Origin of the sequence: Enterobacter sp. ECC-019, assembly GCF_043974075.1 — a bacterium.
Taxonomy (GTDB): domain Bacteria; phylum Pseudomonadota; class Gammaproteobacteria; order Enterobacterales; family Enterobacteriaceae; genus Enterobacter; species Enterobacter asburiae_D.
The window spans coordinates 900,800-914,784 of the sequence record NZ_CP143759.1; the positions used below are offsets into that span (position 1 = coordinate 900,800).

The window sequence follows — 13,985 nt, forward strand, 5'->3', positions numbered from 1 at the left end:
GTCAATACAATACGTCTAAAGTTGAGGGTTGCAGTGGCATAACAAAATGAAACTTAACCTTTCACACCGCCCGCCGTCAGGCCGTTAACCAGCCAGCGCTGCGCCAGCAGGAACACCACGGTAATCGGGATAGCAGAAAGTACGGCCGCCGCGGCAAAGTCGCCCCACAGGTAGTTTTGCGGGTTGAGGTATTGCTGCATACCTACGGCCAGGGTGTAGCTGTTCACATCACGCAGTAACAGTGAGGCAACCGGTACTTCGGTGATCGCAGCGATAAACGACAGAATAAACACTACCGCCAGGATAGGCACTGACAGCGGCAGAAGCACCAGGCGGAACGCCTGCCATGGGGTTGCGCCATCCAGCGCGGCCGCTTCTTCCAGCGAGCCGTCGATGGTTTCGAAATAGCCTTTAATGGTCCACACGTGCAGTGCGATACCGCCAAGATAGGCGAAGATCACGCCGCCGTGGGTGTTCAGACCGATAAACGGTACGTACTGGCCCAGACGGTCAAACAAGGCATACAACGCCACCAGTGACAGAACGGCCGGGAACATCTGGAAAATCAGCATCCCTTTCAGCAGCGTCGCTTTGCCCGGGAAGCGCATGCGGGCGAAGGCGTAGGCGCAGGTGGTGGAAAGCGCCACGATACCAATGGCGGTAATGCCTGCGATTTTCACCGAGTTCCACAGCCACAGCAGCACCGGGAACGGCGGCGGCGTGACGCGGCCATCCGCGTGTTCCACGCTGAAGCCCAGCGCGAGCTTCCAGTGCTCCCAGGAGATTTCGTCCGGGATCAGGCTCCCGGTGGCGAAGTTACCCGAACGCAGGGAGATGGCGATAACCATCAGCAGCGGGAACATGATCGCCGCGATGAAAATCAGCAGGCCTAAGTGCGTCGCCAGGAGGCGCAGTTTCTGAGATTTGGGTTGTACCATTGCCATGATCGATGCCCTCCTTAGTCAAATTTCATACGTGTGGCTTTCAGGTTCACAATCGCCAGGGCGCCTACCAGCAGGAAGATCAGGGTGGCAATCGCCGCCGCCAGACCGAAGTCCTGACCGCCGCCGCCCTCGAAGGCGATGCGGTAGGTGTAGCTCACGAGCAGGTCGGTATAGCCTGCTGGCGTGGTGGTGCCAAGGCGGTCCGGGCCGCCGTTGGTCAACAGCTGAATCAGCACGAAGTTGTTAAAGTTAAAGGCGAAGCTGGCAATCATCAGCGGCGTCAGCGGCTTAATGAGCAGCGGCAGCGTAATCTTGAAGAAGTTCTGGAACGGGCCCGCGCCGTCCATCGCCGAGGCTTCGTACAGATCGTCCGGGATAGCCTTCAGCAGGCCCATGCACAGGATCATCATGTACGGATAACCGAGCCAGGTGTTCACGATGATAATCATTGAGCGGGCGGTGGTTGGGTCGCTGAACCAGGCCGGTTTGATGCCGAACAAGGCGCTGAGCATCATATTGATTTCACCGAAGCTCTGGTTAAACAGCCCTTTGAAAATCAGAATCGAGATAAACGACGGTACGGCGTACGGCAGAATCAGCAGCACGCGGTAAATCGCCTTGCCCTTAAGGGATTCCCACTGGACCAGACAGGCCAGCACCATGCCCACGGCAACGGTCAGGATCACCGTCAGTACCGAGAAGACCACTGTCCAGACGAAGATGGCGAAGAACGGTTTCTGAATGCCTTCGTCGGTAAACACGCGGGTAAAGTTGTCCCAGCCGATGGTGACGGTATAGCCAGGGCTGAGTTTGTCATCACCCCATTTGCCGTCGGCAGTAATAGACTGATAGAAACCAATGTCGTTATTCGGACGATATTTCACGCCGCTCTGGTTGTTGGTCAGGGTGCCGTCGTTCGCCAGAGTATAGAGTGGCTGCGTACCGGAGAACTGGCGCAGCGAGCTCATGGTCACTTTGCTTTCGTCTGGCAGCACGGCGGTGAGCTGGGTCAGCGCCTGACGGTTCTGGGTAATAACGCGCAGGTTGGCACGTTCACCTTCAGGCAGGGCCTGTGCCTCTTTTAAGGCCAGCTTCTGCTCGCCGCCAAATTTGAACGCGTCGGAGACATAGTATTTGCTGCTTGATTCGTCAGTAAGCGCTAACTTCCACTCGTTGCCGGCAGGATACAGACCGAAATTAAAGGTCTTGCCTGCCTGATATGAGCGATCCAGCAGGACCTGCTGCGCGCGTTCCTGCGCAAGCTGGTTGGTGCTGCTGTAGTTGGTGAACGCAATGGCGATGGTACAAATCAGCGGGAACAGGACAAACAGCCCCATCCCGGCCACGCCCGGATAGACATAGCGCCAGGCATAGGCTTTACGATTAGCGAAAATATACAGGCCAGCAGAGCTTAAAATCAGCGTCATGATGGCGAACAGATATTCCCCTTGTACGTACATTAAAACAACAAGGTAACCCACCAGCAGACACAGCAGACCTATCACTGACCACTTCAGCGCGTCGCTTTGCCACCAGCGTTTCTTTTTAATGACATCCATGGGGTTCTTCCTCTACAACGGTGGAAACTTATCGTCAGGTGGCGCTGCGCTTACCTGACCTACGGATCGTGCCGTAGTCGTAGGGCGGGTAAGCGCATGCGCCACCCGCCGTTTTTCAGACTTACTTAGTAATACGACCCTGAGCATCCTTCAGCGCGGCATCGACAGTCTGACGACCGCTTGCAGCGTTGATGACCGCAGTACGGGTGGCGTACCAGAACGCGGCCATCTGAGGGATGTTCGGCATGATTTCGCCTTTCTGGGCGTTATCCATGGTGGCCGCGATACGTGGGTCTTTCGCCAGCTGATCCTGGAAGGATTTCAGCGCAACGGCGCCCAGCGGTTTGTCCTTGTTCACTTCATCCAGACCCTGATCGGTCAGCAGGTAGTTTTCCAGGAACTCTTTCGCCAGCTCTTTGTTCGGGCTGGCGGCGTTGATGCCTGCGCTCAGCACGCCAACGAACGGTTTAGACGGCTTGCCTTTGAAGGTTGGCAGCAGCGTCACGCCGTAGTTGATTTTGCTCTTGTCGATATTGGTCCAGGCCCACGGACCGTTGATGGTCATCGCGGTTTCGCCTTTGTTGAACGCCGCTTCCGCGATGGAGTAGTCGGTATCCGCATTCATGTGTTTGTTCTTGATCAGATCGACCAGGAAGGTCAGACCCGCTTTCGCGCCCGCGTTGTCTACGCCCACGTCTTTCACGTCATATTTGCCGTTTTCAAACTTGAACGCGTAACCGCCGTCGGCAGCAATCAGCGGCCAGGTGAAGTATGGCTCTTGCAGGTTGAACATCAGGGCGGATTTACCTTTCGCCTTCAGCTCTTTATCCAGTTTCGGGATCTCTTCCCAGGTTTTCGGTGGGTTTGGTACCAGGTCTTTGTTGTAAATCAGAGACAGGGCTTCAACTGCGATAGGGTAAGCGATCAGCTTGCCGTTATAGCGAACGGCGTCCCAGGTGAACGGGAACAGTTTGTCCTGGAAGGCTTTATCTGGCGTCACTTCTGCCAGCAGGCCAGACTGCGCGTAACCCCCGAAACGATCATGCGCCCAGAAGATGATGTCCGGGCCGTCGCCGGTTGCTGCAACCTGCGGGAATTTCTCTTCCAGCTTGTCCGGGTGCTCTACGGTAACTTTGATACCGGTGTCTTTCTCGAATTTTTTGCCCACTTCGGCCAGGCCGTTATAGCCCTTGTCGCCGTTAATCCAGATAACCAGTTTGCCTTCTTCAATTTTGGCGAGCGCCGGTGCGGAAATCATCATTGCTGCGAGGGCGGACAATGCGAAAACGCGTGCGCCAGTCTTGATATTCATAGCTGCCATCCTTTTTGGTGATGTCTCGTGGTATGACTTCAGTGGTTCAACGTGTCTCAGTCTCCTTATTTGACATCCTCTTTCCATCCTCCCAACCCCTACGCCCCACCCCCCGTTTGTGTGATCTCCGTTGCATAAATTTAAGTTATGAGTGCTGGCGCACATAAAAAACCACCGAATTTTGCAAGCGGCTTCACGAATTTCGCCTCAGCCCGCCAGCGGCGGTCGCAGAGCCTGCTCTCTCATCCTCCCGCCTCCTCCCCCATAAAAAAGGCGGGGGGTGGAGGATTCGGGAAAGTAATGGATACCCCATAGTGAACTTATCTTGAATGTTTCTGTCGGTGACAGGTTGTAACGAAGGGAGAAGGGCATGGCGAGCGTACAGCTGCGTAATGTAACGAAAGCCTGGGGTGACGTTGTGGTGTCGAAAGACATCAATCTGGACATCAACGAAGGCGAATTCGTGGTGTTTGTTGGCCCATCAGGCTGTGGTAAATCTACTCTGCTGCGTATGATTGCCGGTCTTGAAACGATCACCAGCGGCGACCTGCTGATTGGTGATACCCGAATGAACGACATCCCGCCTGCCGAACGTGGCGTAGGCATGGTGTTCCAGTCTTATGCACTCTATCCCCACCTTTCCGTTGCTGAAAACATGTCCTTTGGCCTGAAGCTGGCTGGCGCGAAGAAAGAGGTCATTAACCAGCGCGTGACGCAGGTAGCGGAAGTGTTACAGCTGGCTCACCTGCTGGAGCGTAAACCAAAAGCGCTTTCCGGTGGTCAGCGTCAGCGTGTGGCGATTGGCCGTACGTTGGTAGCAGAGCCGCGCGTGTTCCTGCTCGATGAACCTCTCTCTAACCTGGATGCCGCCCTGCGCGTCCAGATGCGTATTGAAATCTCCCGTCTGCACAAGCGTCTTGGCCGCACGATGATTTACGTCACCCACGATCAGGTGGAAGCGATGACCCTCGCCGACAAAATCGTGGTGCTGGATGCCGGTCGCGTGGCGCAGGTGGGTAAACCGCTGGAGCTGTACCACTACCCGGCAGACCGCTTTGTTGCGGGCTTTATTGGCTCGCCAAAGATGAACTTCCTGCCCGTCAAAGTGACCGCGACAGCCATTGAACAGGTACAGGTGGAGCTGCCAAACCGCCAGCAGATCTGGCTGCCGGTCGACAGCGCCAACGTACAGGTCGGGGCAAACATGTCCCTCGGTATTCGTCCTGAGCACCTGCTGCCGAGCCACATCGCTGATGTGACCCTGGAAGGTGACGTTCAGGTCGTCGAACAGCTTGGTCACGAAACACAGATTCATATCCAGATCCCCGCCATCCGTCAGAACCTGGTCTACCGCCAGAATGACGTGGTGTTGGTAGAAGAGGGTGCCACATTCGCTATCGGCTTGCCGCCAGAGCGTTGCCATCTGTTCCGTGAGGATGGCACTGCATGTCGTCGGTTGCACAAAGAGCCAGGCGTTTAAGCAATCCCAAAAGAAGACACGAAACCGACAGGTGAAGTGTTCAAAGAAAAGCAATGATCTCAGGAGATAGAATGATGATTACTCTGCGCAAACTTCCTCTGGCAGTTGCCGTCGCAGCGGGCGTAATGTCTGCTCAGGCACTGGCCGTGGATTTCCATGGTTATGCTCGTTCCGGTATCGGCTGGACGGGTAGTGGCGGCGAACAACAGTGCTTCCAGGCAACCGGTGCTCAAAGTAAATACCGTCTTGGTAACGAATGTGAAACCTATGCGGAACTGAAACTGGGCCAGGAAGTGTGGAAAGAAGGTGACAAGAGCTTCTACTTCGACACCAACGTAGCGTACTCCGTAGCGCAGCAGAACGACTGGGAAGCCACTGACCCCGCGTTCCGTGAAGCTAACGTGCAGGGTAAAAACCTGATTGAATGGCTGCCTGGTTCCACCATCTGGGCCGGTAAGCGCTTCTATCAGCGTCACGACGTCCACATGATCGACTTCTACTACTGGGATATTTCAGGTCCTGGTGCGGGTCTGGAAAACATCGACGTCGGTTTCGGTAAGCTCTCTCTGGCTGCAACCCGTTCTTCTGAAGCCGGCGGTTCTTCTTCCTTCGCCAGCAACAGCGTTTATGACTACACCACCCGCACGGCGAACGATGTCTTTGACGTGCGTTTAGCCCAGATGGAAATTAACCCAGGCGGTACCCTGGAGCTGGGGGCTGATTACGGCCGTGCAAACCCACGTGATGATTATCACCTGATCGACGGCGCATCTAAAGATGGCTGGATGTTCACCGCTGAACACACGCAGAGCATGCTGAAAGGCTACAACAAATTCGTTCTGCAATATGCAACTGATTCTATGACCTCTCAGGGTAAAGGTCTGTCGCAAGGTTCGAACATTGGCACCTCTGACGATATCAACTACGGCATCAACAACAACGGTCACCTGTGGCGCGTACTTGACCACGGTGCTATCTCCCTGGGCGATAGCTGGGATCTGATGTATGTCGGTATGTACCAGGATATCAACTGGGATAACAACAACGGTACGAAATGGTGGACCGTAGGGGTTCGTCCTATGTACAAATGGACGCCTATCATGAGCACTCTGCTTGAAGTGGGCTACGACAACGTCAAATCTCAGGAAACTGGCGAAACCAACAACCAGTATAAAATCACCCTGGCACAACAGTGGCAGGCTGGCGACAGCATCTGGTCACGTCCGGCAATCCGCGTATTTGCAACCTATGCGAAGTGGGATGAGAAATGGGGTTATGCGCCTTCAGGTAAAAACTCCGTTGCGGGTTACACCCCAGGCATGGCCTATAGCGATACCACTGCGAAAAGCTTCAGCCGCGGCGACAACGACGAGTGGTCCTTCGGCGCCCAGATGGAAATCTGGTGGTAATCCCGTCTTAATCTGACGTAATGACCAAACTGAGGGGCGCAAGCCCCTCAATCCTTGGAACGGCGCGCTATTGCCTGGCTACCGCTGAACCTGTGCATTTTGAGGTGATAACAATGAAAATGAACAAAACTCTCCTTGCCCTTTGTTTATCCGCAGGGCTGCTGGCAAGCGCACCTGCTGTAACGCTCGCTAACGTCAACTTCGTTCCACAAAACACAACATCTGCGCCAGCCATTCCGGCAGCGGCACTGCAACAGCTTGTCTGGACGCCTGTCGATCAGTCTAAAACCCAGACCACCCAACTCTCAACGGCCGGTCAGTCACTTAATGTTCCGGGTATTACCGGTCCGGTCGCTGCGTATAGCGTACCCGCCAATATCGGTGAACTGGCCATTACTTTGACCAGTGAAGTCAACAAGCAGACGAGCGTATTTGCACCAAACGTGCTGATTCTCGATCAGAACATGACGCCATCTGCCTTTTTCCCAAGTGAATACTTTACGTATCAGGAACCCGGCGTGATGAGCGCCGATCGTCTGGAAGGCGTCATGCGCCTTACGCCTGCGCTCGGCCAGCAAAAACTCTACGTGCTGGTCTTTACCACTGAGCAGGATCTTCAGAAGACCACCACGTTGCTCGATCCGGCTAAAGCCTACGCAAAAGGCACCGGTAACGCGATTCCTGATATTCCAGACCCGATTGCTCGTCACGTCACCGACGGAACGTTAAAGCTGAAGGTGAAAACGAACAGCGGTTCCAGCGTCCTGGTCGGCCCGCTGTTTGGCTCCTCCGGTAACGGCCCTGTCACTGTAGGTAACACTGCTGCTCCTGCCTATACCGCGCCAGCTGCCACGGCAGCCGCGCCGGTGGCGACCGCAGCGCCTGCCCCGTCGAAGAAAGCTGAGCCGGTTCTGAACGACACCGAAGAGTACTTCAACAACGCCATTAAGCAGGCGGTGAAGCGCGGCGATGTCGATAAAGCGCTGAAACTGCTTGATGAAGCCGAACGTTTAGGTTCAACCACTGCCCGTTCCACCTTTATCAGCAGTGTAAAAGGCAAGGGGTAACCGTTTCCCCACAGTGCTGATTTGTTAGTAGTTTGGTGCGCCTGAGTGGGCGCACTTTTTTTCGTATCCGCCAGGCTGTTGCGCCCATGTTGCGATCGTGATCGTTAAATAACGTTTGGCCCCCCTCAATCCGTGTTTCTGCGATACAATGCCATTACGTTATGTATCGGAGAGTCTGGCATGTCACACCCTGCGCTAACGCAACTGCGTGCGCTGCGCTATTTCGACCAAATACCTGCGCTTGATCCGCAGCAACTGGACTGGTTGCTGCTGGAAGATTCCATGACGAAACGTTTTGAGCAGCAGGGTAAAACGGTCACGGTGACCCTGATTCAGGAAGGGTTTGTTTCTGGCGATGAGATCGCCAGCGAGCTGCCGCTGCTGCCGCAGGAGCCTCGTTACTGGCTGCGCGAAATTTTACTCTGTGCTGACGGTGAGCCATGGCTTGCCGGGCGGACGGTGGTGCCCGAGTCCACCCTTTCCGGGCCAGAACTGGCGCTGCAACGTCTGGGGAAAACGCCGCTGGGGCGTTACCTTTTCACCTCGTCTGAGCTTACCCGAGATTTTATTGAGATTGGTCGTGATGCCGAACTCTGGGGGCGTCGTTCCCGCCTGCGCCTGAGCGGTAAGCCGTTAATTCTGACGGAGCTTTTTTTACCGGCATCACCGTTGTACTAAGAGGAAGAAAAAATGGAGTGGAGCCTGACGCAGAATAAGCTGTTGGCGTATCACCGCTTAATGCGTACCGATAAACCGATTGGCGCGTTACTGTTGCTGTGGCCGACCCTATGGGCGCTGTGGCTCGCCACGCCGGGCGTGCCGCCGCTGTGGATCCTGGGCGTATTCGTTGCCGGCGTCTGGCTGATGCGCGCGGCGGGCTGCGTGGTGAATGACTATGCCGATCGTAAATTCGACGGCCATGTTAAGCGTACTGCCGGTCGCCCGTTACCCAGCGGACAGGTCACCGGGAAAGAAGCCCGCGTGCTGTTCATTGTTCTGGTGCTGCTCTCTTTCCTGCTGGTGTTAACCCTCAACACCATGACCATTCTGCTTTCCGTTGCGGCGCTGGCGTTGGCCTGGGTGTATCCGTTTATGAAGCGCTATACCCACCTGCCTCAGGTGGTGCTGGGCGCGGCGTTTGGCTGGTCGATTCCGATGGCGTTTGCGGCAGTTAGTGAGTCCTTACCGCTTAGCTGCTGGCTGATGTTCCTCGCGAACATACTCTGGGCTGTGGCGTATGACACGCAATACGCGATGGTAGACCGCGACGATGACCTGAAAATTGGCATCAAATCAACCGCCATCCTCTTTGGCCGTCAGGACAAGCTGATTATCGGCATCCTGCAGGTCGCGGTACTGGCGCTGATGGTCGCGATCGGTCGCCTGAATGGGCTGAACTGGGAGTTTTACTGGTCCGTGTTGGTGGCGGGACTGCTGTTTGCGTACCAGCAAAAGCTGATTGCTAATCGTGAGCGCGACGCCTGCTTTAAAGCGTTTATGAACAACAACTACGTCGGTCTGGTGCTGTTTTTAGGCCTGGCGATGAGCTATTTCTCCTGAAAAATAGCCCGGTGGCGCTGACGCTTACCGGGCCTACGTGTCGTGCCGAATTGTAGATACTGTTATGCCACGCAAGCATTTTCCTGATGCAATGTGGCATCGAACGGGCGTCCTGATTTCAGGACGCCATACGCCACCTGCGCCAGCTTACGCATCATCGCTCCGATTATCAGCTTCGCTCCCTTGCCGTTCTTTTCCAGACGCGTCCTGAACGCTTTTCCCCACTCCGTTTTGTACAGCGCCACCATCGCGGGCATATACAGCGCCCTGCGAAGCGAGACATGGCCAGCCTTACTCATCCTGCTTGCCCTGTGTACGCTGCTTCCTGATTCATGCTGCCGCGGTGTCAGTCCTGCGAAAGCCGCGAACTGCCGCGCCTGACCGAACCTGTCCTTCAGCCCCACATACGCCAGCAGCACCGCGGATGTCTTTTCACCGATACCCGGTATGCTGTCCAGCAGTTTTCGCCGGTGCTTCAGGTCCGGGTCATCATCCGTCAGGTCCTTTATCTGTTTCTCCAGCCGCTTCAGCTCCGCTTCCAGCCACAGAAGGTGCGCATCGATGCTCGGCATCTGCACCTCCCGCGCCGTCTCACGACGGTTCAGCTCCTGCGTGTGCATGTCTGTCAGGGACTGGTGACGCAGCACCAGCGCCCGCAACGCGCGCTCCAGCGGATGAGGTGCCTCCCAGGCTACCGGACGCTTCTGCCGGCAGAACTCTGCCAGCATACGGGCATCAACGGCATCGGTTTTACTGCGCAGGCCTTCACTCTGCGCAAAGGCTTTACCAAGAGCCGGGTTGATGATGGATACGGTGAAACCGGCATCGCTGAGGGATGCTGCTGCGTCTTCCATATAGGTGCTGGTCGCTTCCATGCAGATATGTGCCTGAGCCACATTATGGCTGCGGAGCCAGCTGAGCAGCTCCTCGTGACCTTTAGGTGTGTTAGTAAATTTTTTGCTGCGGTGACGGCCATCAGGTCGCAACACATCGACATCCAGCTTAGCTTTGGAGACATCGATACCAATAAAGTGAAGTTCCTGTTCCATAGTGAAACCAACCTTGTGAATGCGGATTACCGGGAAAACCGGTCCATGATACTGTCCGGTTTGTCACTTGTGGAGAAGGTGCAGTCCACTGCAGGGATCTACAACACAGGCTCGTGGCCTAAGGCCGGGTACGGCATGTGGACTGCATGGCAGAAAGAACTGGCCGGTTCTTTCTGCACGGAAGGATAATACAAGGCCGGGTAAGGCGTAGCCGCCACCCGGCTTTTTTACCGGCGACGCAGCAGCCGAAGCGCGTTCGCCGTCACCAGCACCGTTGCTCCGGTATCCGCCAGCACCGCCAGCCACAGCCCGGTCATGCCCAGCAGCGTGGTCACCAGGAAAATCCCCTTCAGCCCCAGCGCGATGCCGATGTTCTGACGGATATTGGCCCGCGTCGCCCGCGCCAGGCTAATCATCTGCGCCAGCCCGGTCAGGCGGTTGTGGGTCAGCGCCGCGTCAGCCGTTTCCAGCGCCACGTCGGTGCCGCTGCCCATCGCAATACCAATGGTGGACGCTTTCATCGCCGGGGCATCGTTAATCCCGTCACCGACCATCGCCAGCGGCGCGTGAGCGTTCAGCTCCGTTACCGCGCTGACCTTATCTGCAGGCAACAATCCGGCTTTAAACTCCAGCCCCAGCTCACCCGCAATCGCTGCCGCCGCGCGAGGGTTATCACCGGTGAGAATAACGCCCTGCACGCCTAGCTGATGCAGCGCCGCCACGGCTTCTTTTGCGTCATCGCGCAGGGTATCGCGCAGCGCCAGCATCCCTTTCGCGACGCCGTCCTGCAGGACGGCCACGACGGTTTGTCCGGTCTGTTCTAACGCCTCAACCTCTGGATGAGAAGACTTGCCCGCCGCGACAATCAGTACCTTTTTACCGTCAACGGTGGCCTCAATCCCTGACCCGACCAGCGCCCGCTGGGCGGTTGCCGGGGGGATGTTCAGCCCGCGCGACTGCGCTTCACGCACAATCGCCTGCGCCAGCGGGTGGGTCGATCCCTGCTCAACGGCGGCGGCCAGCGTAAGCAGCTCATCTTCACTGATTTCCTGCGGATAAACGCCGGTCACCTGCGGCTTGCCGACGGTCAGCGTGCCGGTTTTATCGAAGGCGATATGCTGGACCTGACTCAGCTGCTCCAGCGCCGCGCCGCCCTTAATCAGCGCCCCGCGACGTGCCGCAGCCGCCAGCCCGGAGGTAATCGCCGCCGGGGTGGAGATCACCAGCGCGCACGGGCAGCCAATCAGCAGCAGCGTCAGCCCTTTATAAATCCAGCCCTCCCACGGCGCGCCAAAGAACAGCGGCGGGACGACGGTGACCAGCAGGGCAACCAGCATGATGGCAGGGGTATAAATCCGGCTGAAGCGATCGATAAAGCGTTCGACCGGCGCGCGGCGCTCCTCTGCCTCTTCAATCAGCTTCAGTATACGGTCGATGGCGCTGTCGCCCGGCTCGGAAAGCACGGTGAGCTGCACCAGTCGGTCGACGCTGGTGGCACCGGCAGGCACTTTTTCACCTGCGGCACGCTCTACCGGAATGGATTCCCCGGTCAGGGCGCTTTCATCAAAGCTCGCGGTGGCGGTAAGCAGCGCGCCGTCTGCAGGCAGACGGCCCCCTGCGGCCACCTCAATCACGTCGCCCGGGCGCAGCGTAGTGATGGCGACCGTTTCACGCGTGCCGTTTATCACGCGAGTGGCGGTTTCCGGCTTCAGCGCCATCAGCGCGCTGACCCCTTTACGCGCCCGGCTCGCCGCCCAACCCTCAAGACGTTCGCCGATCAGGAACAGCAGCAGCACCATCGCCGCTTCCGCCGTCGCGCCAATGAACAGCGCGCCGATTGCCGCCACGCTCATCAGCGTTTCGATGGCAAACCAGCTGCCGCTTTTCATCAGGCGCAGCGCCTGACGGGCAATCGGGAACAGCCCGACCAGCGTGGTGGCGATAAACGCCAGATTGCCGAACGGGTGGTTAATCTGTTCCAGCCCCCAGCTCAGGGCCATCATGATAATGAGGGTAATGAGCGGCAGGTTTTCTTTCAGGGGGGAGGCTTTTTCAACGGGTGCTGTTTCGCTACGCAGGGTATAGCCCGCTTTGCTGACGGCGGCTTCCACCTGCTTGCTGACGTCGCTATCGGCGCTAACCAGCAGCTTTTCGGTGGCGAACAGCACCTGAACGTGACTCACGCCCGGTACCTGCATCACCGCGTTTTCCACTTTGCGCGCGCAGGCCGCGCAGTCCATGCCGTTGACGACCCAGCTGAAGCGGTTGCCGCTTTCAGGAAGGGGTTGAGTTGGCGTTTCGCACGCGCCTTCGCAGCAGCAGTCGTCTTTCGACGGAACCGGGCTGAGCTTAAGTGCCGAGAATTGAGGTACTTTTTTAGGTATTTCTGGAGTCGACATGGCAGTCTCCGGCAATGATAATTTTCTCATTAACCGCAGCATACACTCTGGAGTCGACTCCAGAGTCAAGCGCTATTTAGATATACAGCGAACGCACAATCAGGAAATGCCCGGCAAAGTAGCAGGCGGCGGCTATCGCGTTATCCGCCCGGAAGCGGCGGCGATAGTGGCTACCCAGCCAGACGACATTCCCGATCAGCAACAGCGCCGCGCCGAAGAAGGCAGACATCGCCGGAGCGGTCGGGCGGAAGAACCACAGCTCGCCCGCCAGCCACACCATCACCAGCGTCATGGCGATAAACGTACAGACCGGCAAACGCATCTCTTCCAGACGCGACCAGATCACCGCAATCAGCAGCGCGCCAATCACCAGCAGCACCAGCGGCAGCGGCCAGAAGAAGGAGAGCGTCATCTGGCTGGCAAAGTAGATGGTATAGAGCAGATGGGAGAGGAAGAACGCCCCAACGGCGTACAGCAGGCGCTGGCGCGGCAGCAGAGTTAAGGCATCGCCAATCAGGGATGCACACAGCCCGGCGAGCACCAGATAGCTGACGGCGTTAAACATCGGCGCTTGCCAGGCCAGCAGCAGCAGGAGCAACAGCGTGACCGGTTTAAACAACCAGCGCTGCCAGGTGGGACCGCGGTACGACGCATCGACATAAAGCCATGCGGAAAAACAGACAGCGATAAATGACCAAAGCATATTAACTCCCTGTATCTGTTAAGTCTGAATAATCAGTTTCTGATCCAGTGTAGTGACGCGGGCGGGCGTTTGGCAATGGCGGGGAAGGCAAGGTATCCTGAATTCCGCAAAATCTGATGGGATTGTCGAATGAGCAAGATGCCGCTTTTTTTCATTATCGTGGTGGCGATTATCGTCATTGCCGCCTCGTTCCGTTTCGTGCAGCAGCGCCGCGAGAAGGCGGATAACGATGCCGCGCCGCTGATGCAAAAGCGCGTGGTGGTGACGAACAAGCGCGAGAAACCGCTGAATGACCAACGCTCACGCCAGCAGCAGGTGACGCCTGCAGGAACCAGCATGCGCTATGAAGCGAGCTTTAAGCCGGAAACGGGCGGCCTGGAGATGACCTTCCGTCTGGAGGCGCAGCAGTATCATCAGCTGACGGTGGGGGAGAAAGGAACGCTGAGCTACAAAGGGTCGCGGTTTGAAGGGTTTGAACCGGAGCGGTAATGCCGGGTGGCACT

General features: G+C 57.0%; 12 protein-coding genes. 6 read left to right on the plus strand and 6 right to left on the minus strand.

All coding sequences use genetic code 11. The features are described from left to right. Window positions 1-53: 53 nt before the first annotated feature. The 3 genes from malG to malE all read right to left on the minus strand — a co-directional run bounded on the left by malG (window position 54) and on the right by malE (window position 3,815). Complete coding sequence (gene malG / locus V1566_RS04170) at window positions 54-944, minus strand: maltose ABC transporter permease MalG (RefSeq protein ID WP_023310002.1); 891 nt, start codon at window positions 942-944, stop codon at window positions 54-56. A 14-nt stretch (window positions 945-958) separates the two neighbouring features. Further along, window positions 959-2,503 (minus strand): maltose ABC transporter permease MalF, encoded by a 1,545-nt coding sequence (gene malF, locus V1566_RS04175; protein ID WP_395305148.1) that lies wholly within the window; start codon window positions 2,501-2,503, stop codon window positions 959-961. A 121-nt stretch (window positions 2,504-2,624) separates the two neighbouring features. Then, window positions 2,625-3,815, minus strand: coding sequence for a maltose/maltodextrin ABC transporter substrate-binding protein MalE (gene malE, locus V1566_RS04180; protein WP_048990584.1), 1,191 nt, complete (start codon window positions 3,813-3,815; stop codon window positions 2,625-2,627). A 370-nt stretch (window positions 3,816-4,185) separates the two neighbouring features. On the opposite strand from malE, the gene malK reads away from it, so the two are divergent. From malK to ubiA, 5 genes are all read left to right on the plus strand, one after another. After that, a complete protein-coding gene (gene malK, locus V1566_RS04185; RefSeq protein ID WP_193941048.1) occupies window positions 4,186-5,295 on the plus strand; it encodes a maltose/maltodextrin ABC transporter ATP-binding protein MalK in 1,110 nt (369 codons plus the stop codon). A gap of 71 nt (window positions 5,296-5,366) precedes the next feature. Next, window positions 5,367-6,704 carry a maltoporin gene (locus tag V1566_RS04190; protein WP_395305149.1) on the plus strand — a complete coding sequence of 446 codons (1,338 nt, stop codon included), beginning with the start codon at window positions 5,367-5,369 and terminating at the stop codon, window positions 6,702-6,704. 113 nt (window positions 6,705-6,817) lie between these two features. After that, on the plus strand, window positions 6,818-7,771 hold the full coding sequence (gene malM / locus V1566_RS04195) for a maltose operon protein MalM (RefSeq protein ID WP_395305150.1): 954 nt from the start codon (window positions 6,818-6,820) through the stop codon (window positions 7,769-7,771). 180 nt (window positions 7,772-7,951) lie between these two features. After that, the gene (ubiC, locus tag V1566_RS04200; protein ID WP_023334136.1) at window positions 7,952-8,449 is read left to right on the plus strand and encodes a chorismate lyase; all 498 of its coding nucleotides are present in this window, start codon (window positions 7,952-7,954) and stop codon (window positions 8,447-8,449) included. 12 nt (window positions 8,450-8,461) lie between these two features. Further along, the gene (ubiA, locus tag V1566_RS04205; RefSeq protein ID WP_395305151.1) at window positions 8,462-9,331 is read left to right on the plus strand and encodes a 4-hydroxybenzoate octaprenyltransferase; all 870 of its coding nucleotides are present in this window, start codon (window positions 8,462-8,464) and stop codon (window positions 9,329-9,331) included. A gap of 62 nt (window positions 9,332-9,393) precedes the next feature. Here ubiA and V1566_RS04210 read toward each other — a convergent pair whose 3' ends face one another. From V1566_RS04210 to V1566_RS04220, 3 genes are all read right to left on the minus strand, one after another. Further along, complete coding sequence (locus V1566_RS04210; RefSeq protein ID WP_395303481.1) at window positions 9,394-10,380, minus strand: IS110 family transposase; 987 nt, start codon at window positions 10,378-10,380, stop codon at window positions 9,394-9,396. Window positions 10,381-10,607: 227 nt separating this feature from the next. After that, window positions 10,608-12,779 carry a Zn(II)/Cd(II)/Pb(II) translocating P-type ATPase ZntA gene (gene zntA, locus V1566_RS04215; RefSeq protein ID WP_395305152.1) on the minus strand — a complete coding sequence of 724 codons (2,172 nt, stop codon included), beginning with the start codon at window positions 12,777-12,779 and terminating at the stop codon, window positions 10,608-10,610. A gap of 76 nt (window positions 12,780-12,855) precedes the next feature. Then, window positions 12,856-13,482 carry a lysoplasmalogenase gene (locus tag V1566_RS04220; protein WP_024906687.1) on the minus strand — a complete coding sequence of 209 codons (627 nt, stop codon included), beginning with the start codon at window positions 13,480-13,482 and terminating at the stop codon, window positions 12,856-12,858. Between the two features lie 129 nt (window positions 13,483-13,611). On the opposite strand from V1566_RS04220, the gene V1566_RS04225 reads away from it, so the two are divergent. After that, a complete protein-coding gene (locus V1566_RS04225; protein ID WP_395305153.1) occupies window positions 13,612-13,971 on the plus strand; it encodes a DUF2500 domain-containing protein in 360 nt (119 codons plus the stop codon). Window positions 13,972-13,985: the final 14 nt, after the last annotated feature.

Bases quoted from the DNA above. Each gene is read 5' to 3' on its own strand.
- malG (WP_023310002.1), bottom strand. From the start codon at position 944: ATGGCAATGGTACAACCCAAATCTCAGAAACTGCGCCTCCTGGCGACG.
- malF (WP_395305148.1), bottom strand. From the start codon at position 2,503: ATGGATGTCATTAAAAAGAAACGCTGGTGGCAAAGCGACGCGCTGAAG.
- malE (WP_048990584.1), bottom strand. From the start codon at position 3,815: ATGAATATCAAGACTGGCGCACGCGTTTTCGCATTGTCCGCCCTCGCA.
- malK (WP_193941048.1), top strand. From the start codon at position 4,186: ATGGCGAGCGTACAGCTGCGTAATGTAACGAAAGCCTGGGGTGACGTT.
- V1566_RS04190 (WP_395305149.1), top strand. From the start codon at position 5,367: ATGATGATTACTCTGCGCAAACTTCCTCTGGCAGTTGCCGTCGCAGCG.
- malM (WP_395305150.1), top strand. From the start codon at position 6,818: ATGAAAATGAACAAAACTCTCCTTGCCCTTTGTTTATCCGCAGGGCTG.
- ubiC (WP_023334136.1), top strand. From the start codon at position 7,952: ATGTCACACCCTGCGCTAACGCAACTGCGTGCGCTGCGCTATTTCGAC.
- ubiA (WP_395305151.1), top strand. From the start codon at position 8,462: ATGGAGTGGAGCCTGACGCAGAATAAGCTGTTGGCGTATCACCGCTTA.
- V1566_RS04210 (WP_395303481.1), bottom strand. From the start codon at position 10,380: ATGGAACAGGAACTTCACTTTATTGGTATCGATGTCTCCAAAGCTAAG.
- zntA (WP_395305152.1), bottom strand. From the start codon at position 12,779: ATGTCGACTCCAGAAATACCTAAAAAAGTACCTCAATTCTCGGCACTT.
- V1566_RS04220 (WP_024906687.1), bottom strand. From the start codon at position 13,482: ATGCTTTGGTCATTTATCGCTGTCTGTTTTTCCGCATGGCTTTATGTC.
- V1566_RS04225 (WP_395305153.1), top strand. From the start codon at position 13,612: ATGAGCAAGATGCCGCTTTTTTTCATTATCGTGGTGGCGATTATCGTC.